General features: G+C 61.4%; 21 protein-coding genes and 1 tRNA gene. 7 read left to right on the top strand and 15 right to left on the bottom strand.

All coding sequences use genetic code 11. From position 1 onward, the window contains the following. Positions 1-4: 4 nt before the first annotated feature. The 7 genes from pstB to V5A26_RS04615 form a co-directional block, all read right to left on the bottom strand. Positions 5-838, bottom strand: a complete 834-nt coding sequence (gene pstB, locus V5A26_RS04645) for a phosphate ABC transporter ATP-binding protein PstB (protein WP_332321350.1) — start codon at positions 836-838, stop codon at positions 5-7. Positions 839-854: 16 nt separating this feature from the next. Next, positions 855-2,477, bottom strand: coding sequence for a phosphate ABC transporter permease PstA (gene pstA, locus V5A26_RS04640; RefSeq protein WP_332322241.1), 1,623 nt, complete (start codon positions 2,475-2,477; stop codon positions 855-857). Further along, on the bottom strand, positions 2,477-3,478 hold the full coding sequence (pstC, locus tag V5A26_RS04635; protein ID WP_332321325.1) for a phosphate ABC transporter permease subunit PstC: 1,002 nt from the start codon (positions 3,476-3,478) through the stop codon (positions 2,477-2,479). Before pstC ends, pstA begins: the two co-directional genes overlap by 1 nt. Before the next feature lie 49 nt (positions 3,479-3,527). Further along, entirely contained in the window at positions 3,528-4,571 is a 1,044-nt protein-coding gene (locus tag V5A26_RS04630) for a PstS family phosphate ABC transporter substrate-binding protein (RefSeq protein WP_332321324.1), read from the bottom strand. Between the two features lie 476 nt (positions 4,572-5,047). Continuing rightward, positions 5,048-5,120, bottom strand: a tRNA-Pro gene (locus tag V5A26_RS04625). 50 nt (positions 5,121-5,170) lie between these two features. Further along, positions 5,171-5,764: a tRNA (pseudouridine(54)-N(1))-methyltransferase TrmY gene (gene trmY, locus V5A26_RS04620; RefSeq protein WP_332321323.1), complete on the bottom strand. Its 594-nt coding sequence runs from the start codon at positions 5,762-5,764 to the stop codon at positions 5,171-5,173. A 20-nt stretch (positions 5,765-5,784) separates the two neighbouring features. After that, on the bottom strand, positions 5,785-6,783 hold the full coding sequence (locus V5A26_RS04615) for a DUF7544 domain-containing protein (protein ID WP_332321322.1): 999 nt from the start codon (positions 6,781-6,783) through the stop codon (positions 5,785-5,787). Positions 6,784-6,910: 127 nt separating this feature from the next. Between V5A26_RS04615 and V5A26_RS04610 the strand changes: the two genes are divergently transcribed. Both V5A26_RS04610 and rnhB read left to right on the top strand, forming a co-directional pair. Continuing rightward, positions 6,911-8,197, top strand: a complete 1,287-nt coding sequence (locus V5A26_RS04610) for a tRNA pseudouridine(54/55) synthase Pus10 (protein ID WP_332321321.1) — start codon at positions 6,911-6,913, stop codon at positions 8,195-8,197. 44 nt (positions 8,198-8,241) lie between these two features. Beyond that, positions 8,242-8,883: a ribonuclease HII gene (gene rnhB / locus V5A26_RS04605; protein WP_332321320.1), complete on the top strand. Its 642-nt coding sequence runs from the start codon at positions 8,242-8,244 to the stop codon at positions 8,881-8,883. Between the two features lie 3 nt (positions 8,884-8,886). Here the strand turns inward: rnhB and V5A26_RS04600 are convergent, their stop codons facing one another. Genes V5A26_RS04600 through V5A26_RS04590 form a run of 3 tightly spaced genes read right to left on the bottom strand, consistent with a single transcriptional unit; the run spans position 8,887 to position 11,951 of the window. Beyond that, a complete protein-coding gene (locus V5A26_RS04600) occupies positions 8,887-10,440 on the bottom strand; it encodes a preprotein translocase subunit SecD (RefSeq protein WP_332321319.1) in 1,554 nt (517 codons plus the stop codon). Then, positions 10,437-11,294 (bottom strand): protein translocase subunit SecF, encoded by an 858-nt coding sequence (gene secF / locus V5A26_RS04595; RefSeq protein ID WP_332321318.1) that lies wholly within the window; start codon positions 11,292-11,294, stop codon positions 10,437-10,439. Before secF ends, V5A26_RS04600 begins: the two co-directional genes overlap by 4 nt. A gap of 45 nt (positions 11,295-11,339) precedes the next feature. Further along, positions 11,340-11,951, bottom strand: a complete 612-nt coding sequence (locus V5A26_RS04590; protein WP_332321317.1) for a metal-dependent hydrolase — start codon at positions 11,949-11,951, stop codon at positions 11,340-11,342. A gap of 92 nt (positions 11,952-12,043) precedes the next feature. On the opposite strand from V5A26_RS04590, the gene V5A26_RS04585 reads away from it, so the two are divergent. The 3 genes from V5A26_RS04585 to V5A26_RS04575 all read left to right on the top strand — a co-directional run bounded on the left by V5A26_RS04585 (position 12,044) and on the right by V5A26_RS04575 (position 15,107). Next, positions 12,044-12,649: a hypothetical protein gene (locus V5A26_RS04585; RefSeq protein WP_332321316.1), complete on the top strand. Its 606-nt coding sequence runs from the start codon at positions 12,044-12,046 to the stop codon at positions 12,647-12,649. A gap of 68 nt (positions 12,650-12,717) precedes the next feature. Then, complete coding sequence (locus tag V5A26_RS04580; RefSeq protein WP_332321315.1) at positions 12,718-14,028, top strand: glucose-6-phosphate isomerase; 1,311 nt, start codon at positions 12,718-12,720, stop codon at positions 14,026-14,028. Next, positions 14,025-15,107, top strand: coding sequence for a CPBP family intramembrane glutamic endopeptidase (locus tag V5A26_RS04575; protein ID WP_332322240.1), 1,083 nt, complete (start codon positions 14,025-14,027; stop codon positions 15,105-15,107). The genes V5A26_RS04580 and V5A26_RS04575 overlap by 4 nt, the downstream gene beginning before the upstream one ends. Positions 15,108-15,140: 33 nt before the next feature. Here V5A26_RS04575 and V5A26_RS04570 read toward each other — a convergent pair whose 3' ends face one another. Next, the gene (locus V5A26_RS04570; protein ID WP_332321313.1) at positions 15,141-15,599 is read right to left on the bottom strand and encodes an NOB1 family endonuclease; all 459 of its coding nucleotides are present in this window, start codon (positions 15,597-15,599) and stop codon (positions 15,141-15,143) included. Beyond that, the gene (locus V5A26_RS04565) at positions 15,600-15,842 is read right to left on the bottom strand and encodes a PRC-barrel domain-containing protein (RefSeq protein WP_332321312.1); all 243 of its coding nucleotides are present in this window, start codon (positions 15,840-15,842) and stop codon (positions 15,600-15,602) included. A gap of 140 nt (positions 15,843-15,982) precedes the next feature. Between V5A26_RS04565 and infB the strand changes: the two genes are divergently transcribed. Together infB and V5A26_RS04555 are read left to right on the top strand one after the other, a co-directional pair. Next, positions 15,983-17,782: a translation initiation factor IF-2 gene (gene infB, locus V5A26_RS04560; RefSeq protein WP_332321311.1), complete on the top strand. Its 1,800-nt coding sequence runs from the start codon at positions 15,983-15,985 to the stop codon at positions 17,780-17,782. A gap of 4 nt (positions 17,783-17,786) precedes the next feature. Next, the gene (locus V5A26_RS04555; RefSeq protein ID WP_332321310.1) at positions 17,787-17,954 is read left to right on the top strand and encodes a hypothetical protein; all 168 of its coding nucleotides are present in this window, start codon (positions 17,787-17,789) and stop codon (positions 17,952-17,954) included. A gap of 430 nt (positions 17,955-18,384) precedes the next feature. Here V5A26_RS04555 and V5A26_RS04550 read toward each other — a convergent pair whose 3' ends face one another. From V5A26_RS04550 to pan2, 3 genes are all read right to left on the bottom strand, one after another. After that, on the bottom strand, positions 18,385-18,753 hold the full coding sequence (locus tag V5A26_RS04550) for a DUF5811 family protein (protein ID WP_332321309.1): 369 nt from the start codon (positions 18,751-18,753) through the stop codon (positions 18,385-18,387). A 51-nt stretch (positions 18,754-18,804) separates the two neighbouring features. Then, positions 18,805-19,278, bottom strand: coding sequence for a pyruvoyl-dependent arginine decarboxylase (locus V5A26_RS04545; RefSeq protein ID WP_332321308.1), 474 nt, complete (start codon positions 19,276-19,278; stop codon positions 18,805-18,807). Positions 19,279-19,389: 111 nt separating this feature from the next. Then, positions 19,390-20,619, bottom strand: coding sequence for a proteasome-activating nucleotidase Pan2 (gene pan2, locus V5A26_RS04540; protein WP_332321307.1), 1,230 nt, complete (start codon positions 20,617-20,619; stop codon positions 19,390-19,392). Positions 20,620-20,692 lie beyond the last annotated feature (73 nt).

The raw sequence follows: 20,692 nt of genomic DNA, 5'->3' as shown, positions 1-20,692 counted from the left end.
GAGATCACCCGAACTTCCCGGTAATGTAGTCCTCGACACGATCGTGTGCCGGATTTTCGAACACGGTCTCCGTGTCGTCGTACTCGACGAGTTTTCCCCCAGTCAGGAAGACCGCCGTTCGATCCGAAATCCGTGCGGCCTGTTGCATGTTGTGGGTAACGGTGACAACCGTGTACTCCTCGGCGAGTTCCGCGATGAGATCCTCGATTTTCGCGGTCGCAATCGGGTCGAGTGCCGATGCTGGCTCGTCCATCAGGAGGACCTCAGGATCGACGGCGATCGCTCTGGCGATACACAGGCGTTGTTGTTGCCCACCCGAGAGGGCTAACGCGCTCTTCTCCAGTTGATCATTGACTTCGTCCCAGAGTGCCGCCCGTTTGAGTGCCTGTTCCACCCGCTCGTCGAGATCGTCCGTACTGCCCTGGATTCGTAGCCCGTAGGCGACGTTGTCGTAGATGCTCTTCGGGAAGGGGTTCGGGTGCTGGAACACCATCCCGATACGTCGCCGGAGTGCTACCGGATCGATATCGTCCTCGTACACATTCGTTCCGTCTAGCAGCAGGTCACCGTCTACACTCGCCGCATCAACGAGGTCGTTCATCCGATTGATGCTCCGGAGAAACGTGGATTTCCCACAGCCAGATGGGCCGATAATCGCCGTGACCTGTCGGTCCGGAATTTTCATTGTCACGTTCTGGAGGGCCTGTTCGTCGCCGTAGTGAACACTCAGGTTGCGGGCTTCGATGACCGGTCTTCCGGTCGGCTGGGAGCGGTCTGTCGCTTGCTCCTCGGTGGTTCGAACTGTCGTTTCTATCGTCGGCGAATCGTTTTGTGTCATACTCATATCACTTCAATCATATATCCTGTTCGTACCGGTTCCGGACGGCGACGGCCGTCGCGTTCATCACCAACATCAGCACCAACAACACCACGGCGGTCGCCGGAACAATCCCGTGTCTGAACGACGGATCGACGTTACTTCTGGCCGCGAAAATCTGGAGCGGGAGCGCGGTCGCCGACGAGAAGAGACCTTCCGGCGGCGTGTAGGTCGTCGTGGCCACGGCAATAATCACGAGCGGGGCTGTCTCACCGATCGCTCGGGCCAGTGCGAGAATCGTCCCCGTGAGAATGCCCGGAATCGCCTCGGGAAAGACGACGTTTCGGAGGGTCTGCCAGCGGCTGGCGCCCATGCCGTAGGAAGCCTCCCTGAGGGAATCGGGAACGGAGCGGATCGCCTCCTGTGCGGAGACAACCACGATCGGAAGGATGAGGAGTCCAAGTGTCCCGGAGGCGGAGACGACGATTCCGGTTCCGAATCCGAACGTGTTCCGGAACAGAGCCAGCCCCAAAAGGCCGTAGACGACCGAGGGGACGCCAGCAAGGTTTGCGATGTTGACTTCGAGGAGCGTGGCCAGCCAACCGCCCCAGCCCGATTTCGGGGCGTACTCCTCGAGGTAGACGGCCGCACTGATGCCGACGGGGAAGGCGAGAAGCGCCATGAACCCGACGACGACGATCGAGCCGACGATCTGGGGATAGACGCCGGCGTTACTCGCGTGCAACCCGTCCCAGGAGTTCAGGAGGAGTGCGGGAGTTAGGAAACTTTCGAGGCCCTGTATCCCGAGCTGTCGTTCGAGGGTCGCGCCCACGAGCACGCCCCCGACCAGGACGAACGGGCCGAGCACGCCGATTCGACCCGCTGGCTCCGTGAGAACCGTCGAGCCGAGGACGTAGCCCACCGGGACCACGAACGCGGAGAAGACCACGATCCAGAACGAGGGGTCGATACCAACACCGAGTAACCCGCCTGCGACCAGGACCGTGCCGAGAAGTACGGCTGTCGCGGTGATTACCCCACGCCGCGGCGACCAACGACGTGTGACCACTATGCCGAGAATTCCGGCCACGGGGAGGGTCGTGATTCCGAAATACGCGATCCATTGCGCCAGGATCCCCATGAAGGGACGGAAGACGCCGTAGAAGAGGGCGGCGACCGCGAGTCCGACCCCGGCCGCTATCGGCATCAGGGGGCCAGTATAGGTCCGTTCATTCGTCACATGCGCATATATGGAAACCACCAGCGGTGGAACGGTTCCGAACAGCAAGTAGATGAGCACGTCGTACGGACTGACCGAGTCCGCGATCACGTACATGGCGAGTGTGACAGTCAAGGCACCGAACATGACGGCGTAGGCCTTCGCGTTCGCGGTTCGAACGGCCGGATGCCGTCGCGCGTACCACGTGAACCCGGCCGTCGGCGTGACGACCGTCCCGAAGTAGAGGAGATACCACCGTATGGATGCCGTCAGCGGTTGAAACGCGTCAAACGAGATGTAGCCGAAGAGGACGACCAACGAGAGGATTCCGACGAGTGTCGCTCCCAAGAGCGCCACTTCGAAGAGGCGGCCTTTGAGCCGTCGGAGCCGTGTGCCGCTCGCGTCGCGGAGTTGGTCCCCGCTGTCTTGTTCGAGGGCCATTAGTCGTAGGCCTCCCTGAAGCGACGTCGAACGAGTTCAGCCAGCACGTTCATCGTGAGGGTAATTGCGAACAGTGTCATGCCGATGGCGAACATCGCCTCGTAGGTGACCCCGCCGAGGGAGTCCGCGCTCGCGATCTGGACCATTGCCGCGGTCATCGTCTGACTCGACTCGGCAAGATTCTTGAGAAGTTCCGGGAAATACGGCATCTGTGAACTCATTCCCATGGCCATGGTTACCGCCATTGTTTCCCCGATTGCTCGGGAAAGCGCCAGCACATAGGAGGCGACGATGCCCGAGGTGGCAGCCGGGACGACGATCTTCGTCGAGACGTCTAATTTCGTCGATCCGAGCCCGTAGGCGGCTTCCCGAAGGCTGTCCGGGACCGCACTGAGCGCATCTTCGCTGATCGAGGAAACCATCGGGATGATCATGATACCAACGACGATACTTGCTGAAAGCGCGTTGAATGTCCGAAGGGACGGGAACACCAAGGTAAACTCCGGAAGGAGCGGAAGACCGGCTGGAATGAGCGGGACTGACAGCGGGAGCACGCCATCGATCAGCGGGGTTACATAGACGAGTGCCATGTATCCGTAGATGACTGTGGGAACGCCAGCGAGAATCTCGATGGCCGGTTTCAGTATGGAACGTAGGCGGGCGCTCGCGTATTCGCTCAAATAGATCGCGGCTGCCAACCCAACGGGCAACGCGATGATTGCCGAGCCGATGGTGACAATCAGCGTCCCACTCACGAGCGGCAGTACGCCGTAACTGCCGCCGATAATGGGGCTCCAGTCCGTGCCGGTGAAAAAGGCGATCGGCGAGACCTCCGTCCAGAACGTGAGCGCTTGTCCGGAAAGCGACAGGATGATACCGACGGTGACGAGGATCGTAAGCACGGCACTTGCCGCGATTAGTCGGCCATACAGGCGTTCCTTCCGCACGATAAACCCGTTCCGCTGGATGGGGTCAGATGCCGGATTCGGTTCGTTGCTCATATATTACTAAAGGGTTAGTCACGATGGCTATGCCAGAACTCCCTGTCCGTTAGCCACTGTATTCGTACTCGCCAGCGATGCCCGCCTCGAGGTTCGCGAGGTTGTCCTCAACCATCTGAGCGCTGCTCGGGACGTAGCCGATGTCCTCGGCGACGTAGTCCTCGTCGGCCTCGTTGATGTAGAAGCGGATGAACTCCTGGAGGTGGTTTTTCTCCTGGAGCTTGTTTTGGTTCGCGTAGAAGAACAGCGGACGGGCGAGAGGATAGTTGCCGCTCTTTGCGCCTTCAAGGCTTGGTGGAACCGGGTCGCTGCCGTCCTCGCTGAGGCTGAGCGCTTTGACCGTGTCCGGGTTATTCACGTAGTACGCGAAGGGGAGGTAACCGAACGCAAACTCGTTCCCGGCGATGCCCTGTGCGATCAGGTCGTCCTCCTCAGTTCCCTCGAAGTCGTCGCGGATCTCCTGATCCGATTCGGTCTCTCCAACGACCCTTCCGATGAAGTAATCGTAGGTGCCCGACGTGCTCGCCGGACCGTAGAGGTCAAACGGCTCGTCCGGCCAGTCCGAGTTGACGTCTGACCATGTTTCGGGCTGGGTGTCCGGCGACCAGATAGTCTGGAGGTCCTCCAGCGATATCGAGTCGAGCCAGTCCGCGTCGTTATTGACGACGACGGTGAGCGCGTCCTGCGCGATCAAGAACTCGACCGGCTCGTGGCCGTTGTCGCGGCAGCGCTGAAGCTCTTCGTCTTTGATCGGGCGGCTCGCGTTGTTAATGTCGCTGTCGCCGGGGATGTACACGTTCTCAAACCCGCCGCCGCTGCCGTCCCGGGTGAGGTTGAAATTCACACCGTCGTTTTCTTCCTTGAAAAGCCGACTAACCTCCTGGGCGACCGGGTACACCGTACTACTACCCGAAATGCGGATTTCTCCGGAGAGGGCTTCGCCGCCGTTCGAGCCGCCGTCGGATTCGCCATTACTCTCGTCGCCTCCGTTACTGCTACACCCGGCGAGCCCGGCAATACCGGCCGCGCCAGCGCCGACGAGGAATTTTCGCCGCGAAACAATGCCCGACCGTCCGGTTGAGTCCTGAACCATCACATACGTCTCAGGGTGGGTGGTACAAGAACTATTATAATATTGATATGTAGTGGTATGAGCGGGGGGTACCACTCCCGGGCCCCATGTGTGTGAATAGTGAACTATATAGATGCGGACGGGATTGAAGCCATTTCTAACGAACTGGACCCCCTAAAACTAAGACATCCGTCTTCGCGTGATTTGCGGTTTGGTTCTCTGTCACTCTCAGTCATTTTTCCGCTCAGAGCGGCTGTCCCACCGACCACCGCGAACGCTGAGGTCCCAAGAGGGGACAGTTTGCTGGCCTTTCCCCCCGATCGCTTCGTCGCCGGCGCGCAGCGCCGTCTGCCAACGGGACCTTCGGTCCCACCCCCCTCGCGAGAACGAGATTACGGCCACCCGAAACCGCCAAATCCAGCCAACCACCACGTTTGATCCAGCTTTTGCGAGCGACGGAGCGGTTGCTCCGTCGCGAAGTAAAAGGTGGGTGTAAGTGGGCCGGCGCGAATTTGAATCGCGGTTACGGCCACCCGAAGGCCGAAGGATACCAAGCTACCCCACCGGCCCGCAGGCGAAAAGATGGGATGACACGGGTTTAACGTTTCGAAACCGAGCACTCAGATCGAATAGCCCTCCGTGTCCAGGTAGTTGTGCACGACCGAGATCACGTGATCAGCGTGCAGGGCTTTCGGACCGACGCTCACCCGTTTTGTGGTGTATTCCTCGAGAAGGTCGTGTTCAGCAGTCGTGAAGTCCTGGTGATCCGAGAGCACGAAGGCGGGGTTCTCCGGCGGTTCGACGTCTGCCAGCGGGGTGCCCTCCTCGTGAAGTTGGATGATCGCCCCCTCACGGGCGGTGGCTTTGAGCACGTCCTCGAACCCGCGATTGGAGACGTATATTCCCGGCGTGGACTCGACCTCGCTGTGCCCGATCGCCTCCGCCCGGGAATCCAGAGCCTGACGCAGCAAGCCGGCGATGTTCCGCTCGTCGGGGTTCATATAGCGTAATTCCACTCCTTCGAGTCGGATCGTGACCGTATCCGAGAGGACCAGAAACACCCGCACCGACTCCCGAAGTCCGTGCGAGAGGAAAAACGCCGAGTTGACACACCGTGCAAGCACGTCCAGCCGACCCGCGGCACCCGCCAGGTCGTCGAGACTGAAATCGGGGTCTGTGGGGGCAGTATGCCCGAGGACGATAAATCGGCGCATATCCGACCAACGAGGCCCGCTTAGGAAGTCGTTTCGCCTCGAATCTCGGCCCGGCGGTCGGGAATGAGGTCGAGTTCGGGCTCGACGTCGCCGAGGACCAGCAGGCTCCAGTGCCGGAGGTAGGTCTGGACTGGGACCTGAACCAGCGCCCACGCCACAATTGCCAAAAGGGCTGCGGGGATCGCGACCACCGCCGCCCAGAGCGGACCCAAGGCGAGGAGCACCACGATCACCGGCAGCGCGATTGCGACTCCGATGACCGCCATGACGATGCCCACAATGATTCCGATGGCGATCATGAGGAAGAGACCGACGAGGAGATACACCAAAAAGTCCGTCCAGGCCGACTTGAAAACGCCCCAGAACCGCTTCCAGGCCGAGAGGAGCCCACGGTCCTCCAGGAGCATGATCGGGGCCACGAAGGCCGTCGTGAGGACGTAGACAATCGAAGCGACGATTCCCAGGACGATGAAGACGGGGATCAGGAAGACCAGAAGCAGGAGCGGGCCCGCCGGTGAAACCCCGGTCAGAATCGGTCCGAGAACGAGCAAGAGCAACCCGCCAAACACCAGGAGTGTGGCCAGCCCAAAGAGAACGCGGAAAGCAAAGAGCCGCGTCCCTGGACCGGTGTTCGCGCTCGTGTAGTCCCGTACATGAACGGCATCAGTCCGCAGCGACTCCAAGAACGTGAACTCAAAGGTCGCCGCGAGCCATTGCAGAGCGAGGACGACGAGGAACCCGATTGTGATGATGCCGAGGATGAACACCAGGTTGTCGGAAAGCGTGGCTGTGAGGTGGTCAAGTGCGGGACCGAGTTCTGTCCCATCGCCGGGCGTGGGCTCGGGACTCGAACTCAACGGTCCCTGAAAGCCACTGGTCGGCGCTCCGCCGCCGCTGCTACCTGCAACGAACAGGGACAAAAGCGCCAGCCGGAGCCAGCGTCCCCACTCGACGGGGAGGAGAAACGACCGGGTCGCCCGGTAGGCGTCCGAAAGGTCATCGACTGCGTGGAGGGCCATACAGGTGCATCGGGCTCGGCGGTCACAAAGAAGTGGCTATTCTGTCAGTAACGGCCGATAGTTCGACTGGTCGACTGACGACCCAGGGACCGAAGCATACGAACCGCTCCCCGGGATAGAAGGGGACATGAGTCTCCTTCACGACGCGGCGGCGGTCCTCGAGGCTGGCCCGATCTGTGACGCCTGTCTCGGTCGACCCTTTGCCCATTTGAGCCACGGCCTGACGAACGAGGCCCGTGGCCGCGGGCTCCGGATCTCCGCTGCGCTCGACGCCGACGAGCCGTTCGAGGAACCGGACGACTGCTGGGTCTGTGACGGCGAAACCGCCACCTTCGACGACTGGGCCGAGCGTGCAATCGAGGCCATCGGAGAGGTTACGTTCGAAACGTATCAAGTCGGATCCCGAGCCTCCCCGCTGATCGAGGAAAACGAGACGCTGCTCCGCGAGCTAGCCGACCTCCCGGAGGATGCCGGCGAATGGTTCAACTCCGAGATGAATCGAGAAGTCGGGAAACGAGTCGGGATGGCGACCGGCGGCGAAGTGGATTTCGAGCGGCCGGACGTCCAACTGCTCATCGACGTCGCCGAAGATACCGTCGAAGCCACGGTGAACTCCGCCTTTGTCTATGGCCGGTATCGAAAGCTCGAGCGGGGCATCCCGCAAACCGAGTGGCCCTGCCGGGAGTGTGGCGGGTCGGGTACTCGCGCCGGCGAGCCCTGTGTCTACTGTGATGGATCGGGCTATCAGTATCCCGAATCGGTCGAACAGTTGACTGCGCCCCCGATCCAGGAGGCGATGGCAGGCACCAATTCAACCTTCCACGGCGCTGGGCGCGAAGACATCGACGCCCTGATGCTGGGGACGGGTCGGCCCTTCGTCGTCGAGGTCGAAGCACCCCGCGAACGCTTCCCAGACATGGAGGCACTTGAGGAGTCGGTCAACGAGTTCGGCGACGAGAAAGCCGAGGTCGAAGACCTGCATCTCGTGACCTACGAGATGGTCGAACGGGTCAAACGCCTGCCCGCGTCAAAGACCTATCGAGCGACCGTGGCATTCGACGAGTCGATCGACGAATCGACCCTCGAATCGTCCCTGGACGCCATTGACGGGACGACAGTCGAGCAGGAAACACCCACAAGAGTTGACCATCGCCGCGCGTCGAAAGTGCGGACGCGGACAGTCTATGACATCTCCGGCAGTCTCGAGACCCCGACCGAGGCAACCATCGAAATTCACGGAGAGGGTGGGCTCTACGTGAAAGAGCTCGTGAGTTCGGACAATGGACGGACGACACCGAGCCTGGCTGGTGAACTCGGAATCGATTGCCATATCGATACACTGGACGTCCTAACAGTGGAAGGCGAGGATGAGCCCTTCGAAGACGAGGAGTACTTCAGAGAGCCCCCAGCCTGAGGCCTGTCGAAACGCCTAACAATCGAGTCGCCGATGACACAGGTATGCCATTCGGGGTCGACGAGGCGGGGAAAGGTCCGGTCCTCGGCTCGATGTTTGCGGCCGCCGTCGTCGCCGATCCCGATGCCCTTCCTGGAGCCATCGCGGATTCGAAAACGCTGCCCGCGGAGCGTCGGGACACATTCGCGACCCAACTCAGAGGGGACTCAGGTGTCTCCATCGGCCTCGCGGAGATCCCTGTCAGCGAGATCGACGACCCCGAGACGGACATGAACGAGTTGACGGTCGCCGCACAAGCCAACGCCCTTGAGGCGGTCGAGATCGCCGGTGAGACCGGGTATGTCGATGCAGGCGACGTCGATGCCGACCGGTTCGGCCGGCGGGTGAACGCCCGAGTCGAGGCCGACCTGACGATTCATGCCGAACACGGAGCTGACGAACGCTACCCGCTCGTGAGTGCGGCAAGTATCATCGCCAAAGTCACCCGGGACGCTCACGTCGAAAGACTCGACGCTGAGTACGACGCCCCAATCGGGAGCGGCTATCCGAGTGACGAACGGACCCGACACTTCCTTCGGAACTACGTCGAAAAAACCAGTGAACTGCCCGCGTGTGCGCGTCGCTCCTGGCAAACGAGTCGTGATATTCTCGCTGAGGCGGCCCAAAGTGGCCTCGAAGAGTTCTAAGACTTAGTCCCGGTGGCGGGCCAGCACGAGGTTTCGCAGGATGTCTCCGTACGCGGGTCGAGTGATGAAGACCCCGATCAGGACCCCTACAATCGTGATGATCGCGAAGCCGGAGAGATCACCCAGCGCGAGCACCGTAAGCGGGCTCATGGCGACGATAGTGGTCGCTGCGGCCGCGCCAATCACCCAGAAGGCCTTCCGGAACCGGCTCTGGAAGACCCGACCGGTCGCGACGTCCCCTTGCTGGAGAATCTCGTCGGCGATGATTATCAGGTCGTCCACCCCGGTTCCGATGACCGCGATGAATCCCGCAATGTGCGAGAGGTTGAGTGGGTACTGGACGAACGCAACAAAGCCCAGGAGGAGATACACCTCGGACATTGCGGTAACGACCATCGGGGCAGCTACCTCGGGCCGGCGGTACCGCCAGTAGACGACCAGACTCACTGCGATGACAGCCAGAATCCCGACGATCAGGGAATTCGTTTTGAACCGGTCGGCCAGGGCCGGTGACAGGGTCCGGCTTTCACTGTTTTCGAAGTCGAGTGGGGCCGCGAGTCGGCCGGCCTTCAGATCCAGTTCCAAGTCCCGGGCCGTTCCGATATCCCCGGTCGTCATCCGGAAGGTTGGATCTTTCTCGAAGTCCCCGCTTCGTAAGTCTTCACCAAGACCCGGCGTGACGCCCCCGACAAACACTGGCTCGCCGTCGAGCGTTGCAACCCAACAATCGCCCCCGACCGTCTCGAGGGACTCGTGAGTTTCACGACCGGCTTCACAGGTCGAACCGTCTCCGAATCCAAGTTCGACCATTTCGTCGGCGAACTGGCCTGCTCTCTCATCAACAATACTCACCGGAACACCGGCTTCCTGATCAACCACGCGGGCCGTGCCGATGTTGGTGAAGTCCTCTTGGCTCAACATTTGTGTCCGGATGGTCGTGCCGTTTGCTCCCTCAGTGACGGCATACATCCGGACGACACCTCGGTCCTCAAGAATGCGTACCAGTTGCTCCCGGTCCCGATCCGGAGCTGTGATACTGATGATCTGCCGCCCACCGAGCGTAACCTTCTGAACCGAGCCGGAACTCAACGCGGATTCTGACAGCTTGCGGTTGACGCTCTCGACCATCTCATCGAGGGTTTCCTCGGTTACACCGGTCCGTATCTCACCCGGGTCATAGCCCTCAGCTTCTAAGGCCGCACGGAGCTCATCCTGAGAAACCGACTTCGTGAACACCTCGACGGCGTTCGTCTGGTTCGACACTTGGACGTCGATGCCGTCGATATCGAGTCGGTTCGCGAGCGACTGGCCGAGTGCCGTTTCGTCCTCTCTTGAGACCTGTACCTCCTCGGCAGTTATCCCGACTGGCGGAGCGCGAATCCGAGTCCCGCCACTCAGTTGAATGCCGTACTGCAGGTTCGTCGACGAAGCTGCCTGGCTCGCCTCACCAGAATCGGCACTGCCGGCCGGTGCACCCGGAACGAACAGCGCGACCGATGCAAGCACGATCAATACAGCCAACAGGACGAGACGCCAGTTGGAACGAATGTCTATCATCGCGCCACCCCCTCGTACTTGTACCAGCGAAGCAGTGAGACGTTGAACATGTAGGTATTGACGAGGTCAGTCGTGAGCCCGATGACCAGAATCAATCCGATCGAAGCCATGAGTTCGATCCCGAAGAACGTCGCCGAGATGCCCATCACGGCCATGGCTGCGATGGATGTCACCGTCATGGTGACACCAGTTTCCATCGCCCGATACGTCGATTCGTAGAAACCCCCGGAGCGTCTAAGGACGTGGTTGGTCAAGAGGATGTCCGAGTCGACCGAATAGCCAATAAGCATCAAGAGCGCTGCAACAGTCCCCAACGAGAGTTTGAGCCCCAAGAGATTGAACACCGCGATCGGGACGATCATGTCCGAAAACGCCGAGAGCACGATGGCCAGACTCGGAATGAACGTCCGAAAGAGAACAAAGGCGAGGATACTCATTCCCGTAAAGGCGATTGCGATTCCGATGAGCGCCCACCGCTTGTTCTCGTCACCGAAGATCGGGGAGGTATTCCCACTCCCGAGCACGGTGATCTCCTCGATGTCGTGAGCGGTATTACGCACGTTTTCCACGTTCGCGGTGTCGAAGGTCACCACGTAGTTTCCCCCCTCGATCCCTTGCACGGAGACGACCGGTTCGTCAAACGCCTCAGCTACTTCGGCCGAAGAGAGTTCCGTGTCGACGGTCAGTTCCGATCCACTCGAAAAATCAACGCCCAGATTGGCCGGGGAACCGGTAAGAACCCACATCCCGCCGATTATCAACAGGGCGACGAGAAGCACCGCCAGCGGGACGGCCATGAGCTGGCGGTTCGAGTACCGGCTATAATCGACCTCCTGGACCTCGAACTGCGGCATGTCGGGCTGTGAGTGGGCGCGGTGGTTAAGGCTTCGTATCTTCGGTTAGACTGAGTCCTCGAGGAACCGTTCCGGCAGGCGGGTGCGAACCCCCGGTGGCACCCGCTCGAAGAGCCACTCCGCAACGGCCACCATGGGTTTCCGGATGGCCGTATAAACGACCGAAAGCGAGAGCAGCGCCCAGATTGCCAGCGCCACAGGCCTGTCAAACGCGACGAGGGGAGGAATCGCCATGAGCCCACCGAGAGCGAGATCCTCCGGTGCACCATCGTATCGAACGAACCGTCGAGGCCGCAGCCACCGGTCGTGGTAATGGCTGTACACGGCCCGGTCCGAGTTCCCACGCCAGGGGCGGAGTTCCAGTCCCCCACCTGCGGCGTCCATGATCGAATGCACCGCGGCGGCAACGAGGAAAAGAGTAAAAGCCCATACAACTGGCGTGGCAAGTATCACGGCCATCAACACTGCAGGGACCGAGAGCAACACGAAATAGACGGGGTAATGGAGCGTCTGCCTGTGCCCAGCGTACAGATCCAGGTCCGGGAAGAAGCCTCCGACACCTGCGGCGAACACCGCCAGAAGACCGATCTCAGGGACGGCCACTGAGACCCCAGCGGCGATCGCAATGCCAACGAATACATGGGTGGTGGCCATCATCGTACCGGAGGATAGACCAGAAGGAGATAAATAACTGTCGTCATTCGTAGGTCAGAAAAGACAGTTATCACCCGTCCCGTGTAATTCGGCCTGTGGCAGTGCTCATCCGAATCGGGATTTGGGGCATACAGACCCTCATCGGAGTCCTTGTTGGGTATGCACTGTTCGTCGGTGATCTCGTGCTGTTCGTCAACGGGCTGCTCGGCCTCGCGACGACCGTGGTCCCCGACATCCTGGACCGGATTGGGGGGATTACATTTAGCCGGGCAATCATCCTGTGGATCGCGATCGCAGTCCTCCTGCACACCCTTGGCATGGCTGGTCCCTACGAGACGATCTGGTGGTGGGACCACCTGACACACACCCTTTCAGCGGCGCTCCTGGCCAGTTTCGGGTATGCCGTCGCACGGGCCCTTGACGCGCACTCGCCCCATATCTCGCTGCCCCCTGATTTCCTCTTCCTGTACGTCTTTCTTTTCACGATGGCCGCCGGGGTCCTTTGGGAGGTCCTCGAGTTCGTCGGGCGGATGTTCGCCCGCTGGATCGGCCAACAACCCCTTCTCGTCCAGTACGGGCTCACAGATACGGTTCTGGACCTCCTGTTCGACGGCGTCGGGGCTCTTATCGTCGGCCTGGGGGGACAGCGATGGGCCGGACACGTTACAGAGACGTTCAAGTCGCGCTTGGGGAATCGGTAAGCCCCAAAACCAACTGAGCCGAATCAGAACCGGAAAACGCCTTAGGCCCCGCGTCCCTCACCGGAGACATGCACGTACATCTCGGAAACGCCCTCGCCGAGGCGAGTGCGATCGGGGTCCCGCGCTCGGACCTTGAGGCTCTCGACGAGCGCGTGGCGGCGGCCGCAGCCCGCATTGAAGCCGGGCGGGAACGGTCCGAACACGGCTATGCCGCCCTGAACCTTCCCAAGAATACCGAGACAGGCCCGATCGAGGCTGCCGTCGACGCGATTCGACCGGCCGAAACACTCGTAACCATTGGTATCGGGGGCAGTGCCCTCGGGGCCGCGACGATCACGAGCGCCCTCGATGGAGACGGAGATACACGATTTCTCGACAATGTCGATCCGGCCCAGACCAGGACACTCCTGGCCGACCTGGATCTTTCCACTACCGCAGTGAACGTGGTCTCACGGTCCGGCACCACGGCCGAGACACTCGCGAACTTCCTCGTTGTCAGAGACGCACTGACCGATGCAGGGGTTGACTGGACGGACCGGACCATAGTCACGACCGGCCAGTCGGGACCGCTTCGAACGCTTTCCGAACGGCACGACCTGCCCGTTCTCGAGGTTCCAACGGGCGTTCCCGGCCGGTTTTCGGCACTCTCAGCGGTCGGCCTCGTGGCGGCGGCCTTCGAAGGGCTGGATCTCGATGCGATCCTCGAAGGCGGCCAAACCGCTGCGGAAAGCCTCTCCGACTCGCTGTTCGAGTCACCGGCCTATGCCTACGGCACGACAATGTACGCACTCGAAGAACGGGGAGCATCTATCGCAGCGATGATGCCCTACGCGGAAGTACTGGAACCCTTTGCCGAGTGGTTTTCGCAACTCTGGGCTGAGAGTCTCGGGAAAGACGGACGGGGTCAGACACCCGCTCGGGCCCTCGGCGTGACTGATCAGCACTCCCAATTACAACTCTACCGGGCCGGTCCGACGGACAAAGTGGTTACCCTCGTCCGCCCACGTGAACGCCTGTCAGTCCCCATTCCGGAGACCGAACTCGACGCACTTTCCTATCTCGGCGGCCGCGACCTTCGGACGCTCATGGACGCTGAATTCGAAGCGACCGAGGCGAGCCTGCGTAAAGCCGGCCTGCCGACCATCCGGATCGAAATCGATTCCCTTGACGCAGAAGGGATCGGCGAACTCCTCTACACAATGGAGGCAGCCTGTATCATGGCTGGCGAACTGGCCGACGTGGAGACGTTCACTCAGCCGGCCGTCGAATGGGGCAAGGAGACGGCCAGATCCCTCCTGCGGGGGGAGCAAACCCTCGACGAAACGGGCGACCTCGTCGTGGCCGCGGACCCCGAACCCGACGATGGTGATCCCGGATGAACGGGCGGAATCGGGAATTCGTTCCGGCTGTCGGGTTCGTCCTGGCCGGTCTCTCGCTCGGGAGTGGATTGCTCCCGTGGACGAACCTCGTCGCCGTCGGGCCACTCGAAAGCGCTCCTGGGGTCATCTTTGGACTCGTGGCCCTCCTGGGGTTTGCTGCCCGTCGCTACGGAGCCACTGATCGCCGGTTCAGCGTGCTCGCTGGAATCGGAGCGGGCGGTGTGGCCGTGACCGCAGGGGTCACAACGCTCCATCCATCAGCAATGACAGGGAGTGGAGTCGGGCTCGGTGTCCCATTGGCGTTCGTTCTGGGACTGATCGGGCTGGGTGTGGCCACCGCGGATTACCTCGGGCAAGACCGGCGGGCGCTCCTCCGACGCGGCCAATACGCCACTGCGGGGCTGTTCATCGGAGTCACAGGTTTGTTGGTGGGATTCCTGTTCTCGACGGCGGTGTTCCTGCTCCTCCCGAACAGCGGTACAATCGCGACAAATGGAGCCGGAACGGTCGCCTTCAGTGTGGGCCTCGCTGTGGTCGCTGTCGGCTACCTTTTGTGGACCGATCGGAGTTGGGGGTTTCTCGATATCGCTGCACCAAGCCGTCGCGGGTGGCTGTACATGATCGGGGGGACGGCCTCAATGTTCGCAATCCTCGCCCTCACTGGGGCTATCACCGCATTTCTGGGCATTCCCTCGGCAGAACACGGGTTGGTCGAACAGGCTCGTGACGCCCCGCTGGTCCTGTTGGCCTTCGTCCCCTTGTCCTTCCTCGTGATCGGGCCTGGCGAGGAGTTGCTCTCCAGAAACATCGTCCAGAAACACCTCTATGACGGATTCTCTCGGCCCGCAGCCGTCGTCGTCGGGACGGCGGTGTTCGCGGCGATTCACCTCCCAGCCTACGCGACGGGACCACCACCCGCCGTCTTCGCCACGCTTCTCCAACTCTTCGGAATCTCGCTCGTGCTGGGAATCGTGTACGAGCGGACGGAAAACGTGGTCGTGCCCGCCCTAGTTCATGGGACCTATAACGCGATCCAGTTCGCGGTCGCGTACGTCGCGATCACGTCTGGGATGTTTTGATCAGGGTAGTTAGGTTCGTCGAGACTGTCCCGATTAGTTCGGATTCTTTCGGGCCAAATCCGAGCCACAGACCGGACATCGATCGTGTTGTTCCTCGAACTCCCGGCCACATCCCTGACACTGGAAGAGCCAGTCCCGGCGCTCGGTGATCCCGTCCTGAGCTACGACTTCGGTGTCGAGTTCGAGGGTCTCCGCGACGTTCTGCATGGCGTAATCGTCGGTGACGAGTGTGCCGTCGAGTTCGAAGGCCGCCGCCAAGAGTCGAAGGTCCGTATCGGAGAGAACCTCCAGGTCCCCAGTCGAGTCAGCTGCCCGGCGTACCCGGTCAAGGACGTCCGAATCGGGGAGATGCACGTGCATCCCGGCGCCTTCCATGGCGTCATACCGATAGCCCGCGCCATCGGATAACTCCTCACGAACGGCCGGAATCGTGGCGACCGACTCCTCCGTCTCGAACTCTTCGATGAACGCCGAGGCGTCGAGAACGTACATTTAGCGTTCGACGACGATGTAGTCTTTGACCGCCTGTACGCGGGAGACCGGAATCTGAAACCGGCCCTCATCGTCCTGTGGGAAGTCGATTTCGGCGGTTCCCTCCTCCAGTGGCTCGACGAGCAACAAGTCCAGCCGTCCGGTCTCGAGTTCCATCGTGACATTGTACAACTCTCCCAATTCGGTGCCGTCGGCCCCCATCACGGATTTCCCGGAGAGGGTCTCTGCGAGCATGTCGGCCATACGCGACCGGACACTTTCCGCGACCATAAATGCGTGGGGCACGGGCCGAAATCGAGCGGTGCTGGGGCACCCACTCGGTGACGATGGAGTTAACTGGCGCCAGTGGGTGATTCAGCATACCGAGTTCTTCGGAGATTCTTATGCCCCACTCCGACTCAGCAAACGCCGACACGTTTCGAACCCCCATCGTGGCCGTGTTGGGCCACGTCGATCACGGAAAGACGAGTCTCCTCGACAAAGTGCGAGGCTCGGCCGTGATCGAGGGCGAATCGGGGGCCATCACCCAGCACATCGGGGCGACGGCGGTGCCGCTTGACGTCGTCTCGACGATCGCCGGCGACCTCGTCGATCCCACCGAATTCGATCTTCCGGGCCTGTTGTTCATCGACACACCGGGCCACCACGCCTTTTCCACGCTGCGAGCGCGAGGCGGCGCCCTGGCCGACATCGCAATCCTGGTGGTTGACGTGACCGACGGGTTCCAGCCCCAGACCCACGAAGCGGTCTCGATCCTGCAGGACAGCGAGACACCGTTCGTCGTGGCCGCGAACAAGATCGACACGATTCCCGGGTGGAATCCCACACCGAACGCGCCGAGCAAAACGAGTTACGAGAGCCAGAGCGACCGGGTCCGGTCGACGCTGGACGAGCAACTCTATGAGATCATCGGGGACCTCTCGGACGCGGGGTTTTCCGCCGACTTCTACTGGCGAGTCTCGAACTTCCAGTCGAACGTGGGCGTGATTCCCGTCAGCGCCGAGACCGGCGAGGGAGTGCCAGACCTCCTTGCCGTCCTCATGGGATTAGCGCAGCGGTACATGAGCGACGAGATGGAGGTCGACATCTCCGGTCCCGGGGCCGGAACAGTCCTCGAGGTCACGGAGGAGCGGGGCTTTGGCTCCACCCTCGACGTCATCCTCTACGACGGGACAATCGAGGAGGGCGATACCATCGTGGTCGGTGGCACCACCGGCCCGATCGTGACCACAGTCAGAGCATTGCTCCGGCCGCGGGACCTGGCCGAAATCCGCACCGAGAAACGCTTCGAACAGGTCGAGTCGGTCTCAGCGGCCATGGGCCTCAAAATCGCCGCGCCTGATCTCGAAGACGCGATGTCGGGGGCCCCCGTCAGGGTCGTCGGCGACAAGGACACCGACACCATGGTCGAGGCAGTTCAGGAGGAACTTGCCGAGGTGGCCGTCGAAACGGACGACGAGGGGATCGTCGTCAAAGCCGACACCCTCGGAAGCCTCGAGGCCATCGCCAACTCGTTGCGAGAGGCGGAGATTCCGATTCTCAGGGCCGAGGTCGGCGACATCGCGCCACGGGACGTCAGCGTCGCCTCGGCCGTCGACGAGGGGACCCACCAGGCGATTCTGGGGTTCAACGTCGGCGTTCACGAGGACGCCACCGACCAGGCCGCCGAATCAGGGGTTCGGATCTTCCGGGACGACGTGATCTATCAGCTCATCGAGGATTACGAAGCGTACGTCGAGGAGATCGAGCAGCGCCAGCGCGAAGCCGTCTTCGAGAACGTCATCCGGCCAGCCAGGTTCCGGATCCTTCGTGATCACGTCTTCCGACAGTCCGGACCGGCCGTCGTGGGCGTGGAAGTGGCAACTGGCACCCTCGGGCGAAACGTTCCAGTCGGGTTCGTCGAGGATGGAGACTTCGAGCGGGTCGGCGTTCTCAAGACGATCCAGGACGAGGGCGAAGACCTCGACCAACTCCGAGCCGGCGAACGCGCCGCGGTCTCCATCGAAGGGCCGACGGTCGGTCGGGACTTCGATGAAGAGGACGTCCTCTGGGTCGACCTCCCGGAGAACCACGCGAAAGTGCTCGAGCAGGAACTCCGTGAGGATCTCCCGGCCGACGAACGCGAGGCCCTCGCCCAGTACCTCGAAATCCAACGCGAACGGGACCCATTCTGGGGGAAGTAGAGAGATGGTTTCTCGCGAAAATGCGGTGATAAGCGTGTTCGTCCTCCTGGCGCTCGGGCTGAGTTTCGGGACCGGCAAATTGGAGATGGTGCCCTCGGAGGTCAGTCTCGGTCTGCTGCTTTTCGTGGGTGTGATCGCGCCTATGGTCCTGAACGAATACTGGGACGGCTGATACGCGGAATGTGATACGGGGACGGTTAGTTGGGAACGGTTATGCGGGTCGGGCTAGTTGGGAGCTGAGAGCCGGAGCTGAGTCGATTTTCCGCGACCAACCGGGCGACGAGACGCGGGTTTTCCCCCAGTGCGGACACGAGTGAGCCGGCCGAGCAATTATTAATATGTGATTAAGGTTCTAATATTGTAAGCCCTTCATTCAGGATAATCCTTATGTGCACAACCATGAACGATACGATGTGATGCAACACGCTACCGAGTTCCACCAGATCACCGAATGTCCGTCTTGCAACAGCTTCTGGCGACGAACCGGCCGCCGGGCCGTTGGCATGGTCAATTACAGTGAAGACGACACGTGTCCAACGTGTCGAGCCAGTTAAGTAACAAATCAACGATAGACCTGCTCCACCTCTCCGTCGCCGAGCCCGCTACCTGGCCATCGGCGGTACGTCGTCTCCAAGCGCTTGTTTGACCTGCAGCGCTGCGCTTGCGGCCAAACCCCGGGCGACTTCTTCGAGGTCCTCCACCGGAATCGGGTCCTCAGCCGAGGCTTCGATCTCCGGCGTGAACCCCGCACTGACAGGGTTTCCGATTGGCGGCTGGACTGATACCGTCACCTGGGGCCCATCGTCAGAGCTCCCGACCCGAGAGCCGACGTGGTACTCATCGGGCAGGTGGCGCCGCGTCCGCCGCTCGACGTCCGAAACCTGCTCCTTGAGTGTTTGCCGCACCGCAGGGGAGAGATCCGCGCTTTCACCGTCACCGGGGCGGCCCGCGTACGGCGTATTTCCATACATTACACCTGATTAGCGGCTGCAGCGGCGTAAACCCTTTCGGTTACCTACCCCTCAGAGAATCGGCTCGGCCGTCCCGTAAACAGCGAGGACGACTGCGGAGGCGTACTCCCCACTCGCGGCCTCCGTCGAGGCGGTTTCGGTTTCAATCGAATCGGTCGACCAGTCCCGAAGCGCGAGCCCGGCTTCAATCCCCTCCGTGGCCCGCATTTCGACGGTCTTTGCATCCGACGGGCCTGAGGATTCGTAGAACAATCCCGGCCCCTCGCCGGTCGTCCAGGCGAGGCCGGCCGAGGCGACGCCAGGGCCAGCGACCGTCGCTTTGCCCTGAACGACGGTCAGTCGCTGGCCGATCGGACCCAGATCCGGCGCAGTTCCAACCTGGGTGACTGTACTGTCGGCCGGAATCACGGAGGAGACGGTCACAAGGTTGTAATTGTGCACGTTGGCTGCGGCCAGGGCTGCGTCATAAGCTGCAGTCTCAGTCGGGCCTCGGCCAGTGCCCCAGACAACCTGGATCGTCCCCATTTGCTCAGCGAAGGAGGCTCCCGAATTAATCCGTGTCGGTTCGAATTCGGCCGCTTCGGAAAACAAAGGGCGGTTCGAGCGGTATCAGCCACGAACCGCGAGCGAAAACGTTCAGTGAATATACGCCGTATACGGTGGCGAGTCACCCTCGGCGGCGTTTTCGAGTTTCTCCACTGCGTCTCGGAAGTCTTTCATCCGGACCGTTTCGCGGTCATCGCGGATGGCGAACATCCCAGCCTCGGTGGTAAGGCTCTCAAGTTGGGCCCCGTTGAAGCCCTCCGTCTCCCGGGCAAGCGTGTCAAAGTCGACGCGGCCCGCGAGGTTCATCTCTCCAGTATGGATGCGGAGGATTTCGGCCCTGGCCTCGTGGTCCGGGTCCGGCACCTCGATTAGCCGATCGAAGCGGCCCGGGCGAAGGATTGCACGGTCGAGCATGTCAAAGCGGTTGGTCGCGGCCATCAACCGGACCTCCCCGCGGTCTTCGAAGCCGTCCATCTCCGAGAGCAGTTGCATCATCGTCCGCTGTACCTCGGCGTCACCGGAGGTCTTCGAATCCGTCCGTTTGGACGCCACGGCGTCGATCTCGTCGATGAAGATGATCGAGGGTTCCCGCTCCGCAGCCAGTTCGAAGAGGTCCCGAACCATCCGGGACCCCTCCCCGATGAACTTCCGGACCAGTTCGGAGCCGGCCATCTTGATGAACGTCGCGTCCGTCTGGTTCGCGACGGCTTTGGCCAGCATGGTTTTCCCGGTCCCGGGCGGGCCATGGAGGAGGACCCCGCTCGGTGGCTCCACGCCGACTTTCTCGAAGCGCTCGGGTTGAGTGAGCGGGTCTTCGACGGCCTCCTGGACCTCCCGGAGTTCGTCTTCCAGGCCCCCGATATCCTCGTATGTCACGTCGGGAGATTCCTGAATCTCCATTGCCTGGGCCCGTGCGTCGGTCTCGTCGTCGAGGATCTCCTGGATCGCAAAGGAATCGTTGATGGCGACACGGTCGCCCATCTCCAGGTTCGCCTCGAGTTCGCCCGAGACCTCAGTCAGGACCTCCTGGTTGTTGCCGTGTTGCTTGACAATTACCTCTTCGCCGTCGGTGCGATCCTCCACCGTCGCCAGATAGAGCGAGGCAGTTTTGAGGGTCTCGTTCTCGCGCTGGAAGGTATCGACCTTCTCCTGGAGGGTTTTGCGCCGCTCCGAGACGTCTTCGAGTTGTGTTTCCAGTTCGCGGTTCACAGTGCGAATATCGACGTAGTGGGATTTCAGCGCCTCGAGGCGTTCCCGAGGAGGCGAATCCGGGTCCAGATCGAGGGTGGGTCGATCCGGAAGCGAAGGACTCCGAGACATCGTTTGGCGGGTGTAGGTTCCGAATAATGAAGTTCCTTTGGGTCTCCGGGCGTAATTGCGGGAGTTGGCACCG

It is taken from the genome of Halodesulfurarchaeum sp. (assembly GCF_036626455.1).
Lineage (GTDB): Archaea > Halobacteriota > Halobacteria > Halobacteriales > Halobacteriaceae > Halodesulfurarchaeum.
Note: the sequence above shows the minus strand (reverse complement) of the source record. Positions and strands in the feature narration are given on the sequence as shown.

Coding starts and splice junctions, on each gene's coding strand:
- V5A26_RS04570 (WP_332321313.1), bottom strand. CDS start 15,599: ATGTACGTTCTCGACGCCTCGGCGTTCATCGAAGAGTTCGAGACGGAG.
- V5A26_RS04610 (WP_332321321.1), top strand. CDS start 6,911: ATGAGTCTCCTTCACGACGCGGCGGCGGTCCTCGAGGCTGGCCCGATC.
- V5A26_RS04565 (WP_332321312.1), bottom strand. CDS start 15,842: ATGGCCGACATGCTCGCAGAGACCCTCTCCGGGAAATCCGTGATGGGG.
- pstC (WP_332321325.1), bottom strand. CDS start 3,478: ATGAGCAACGAACCGAATCCGGCATCTGACCCCATCCAGCGGAACGGG.
- secF (WP_332321318.1), bottom strand. CDS start 11,294: ATGCCGCAGTTCGAGGTCCAGGAGGTCGATTATAGCCGGTACTCGAAC.
- V5A26_RS04580 (WP_332321315.1), top strand. CDS start 12,718: ATGCACGTACATCTCGGAAACGCCCTCGCCGAGGCGAGTGCGATCGGG.
- V5A26_RS04550 (WP_332321309.1), bottom strand. CDS start 18,753: ATGTATGGAAATACGCCGTACGCGGGCCGCCCCGGTGACGGTGAAAGC.
- V5A26_RS04615 (WP_332321322.1), bottom strand. CDS start 6,783: ATGGCCCTCCACGCAGTCGATGACCTTTCGGACGCCTACCGGGCGACC.
- V5A26_RS04630 (WP_332321324.1), bottom strand. CDS start 4,571: ATGGTTCAGGACTCAACCGGACGGTCGGGCATTGTTTCGCGGCGAAAA.
- V5A26_RS04600 (WP_332321319.1), bottom strand. CDS start 10,440: ATGATAGACATTCGTTCCAACTGGCGTCTCGTCCTGTTGGCTGTATTG.
- trmY (WP_332321323.1), bottom strand. CDS start 5,764: ATGCGCCGATTTATCGTCCTCGGGCATACTGCCCCCACAGACCCCGAT.
- infB (WP_332321311.1), top strand. CDS start 15,983: ATGCCCCACTCCGACTCAGCAAACGCCGACACGTTTCGAACCCCCATC.
- pstA (WP_332322241.1), bottom strand. CDS start 2,477: ATGGCCCTCGAACAAGACAGCGGGGACCAACTCCGCGACGCGAGCGGC.
- V5A26_RS04575 (WP_332322240.1), top strand. CDS start 14,025: ATGAACGGGCGGAATCGGGAATTCGTTCCGGCTGTCGGGTTCGTCCTG.
- V5A26_RS04555 (WP_332321310.1), top strand. CDS start 17,787: ATGGTTTCTCGCGAAAATGCGGTGATAAGCGTGTTCGTCCTCCTGGCG.
- rnhB (WP_332321320.1), top strand. CDS start 8,242: ATGCCATTCGGGGTCGACGAGGCGGGGAAAGGTCCGGTCCTCGGCTCG.
- V5A26_RS04590 (WP_332321317.1), bottom strand. CDS start 11,951: ATGATGGCCACCACCCATGTATTCGTTGGCATTGCGATCGCCGCTGGG.
- pan2 (WP_332321307.1), bottom strand. CDS start 20,619: ATGTCTCGGAGTCCTTCGCTTCCGGATCGACCCACCCTCGATCTGGAC.
- V5A26_RS04545 (WP_332321308.1), bottom strand. CDS start 19,278: ATGGGGACGATCCAGGTTGTCTGGGGCACTGGCCGAGGCCCGACTGAG.
- pstB (WP_332321350.1), bottom strand. CDS start 838: ATGACACAAAACGATTCGCCGACGATAGAAACGACAGTTCGAACCACC.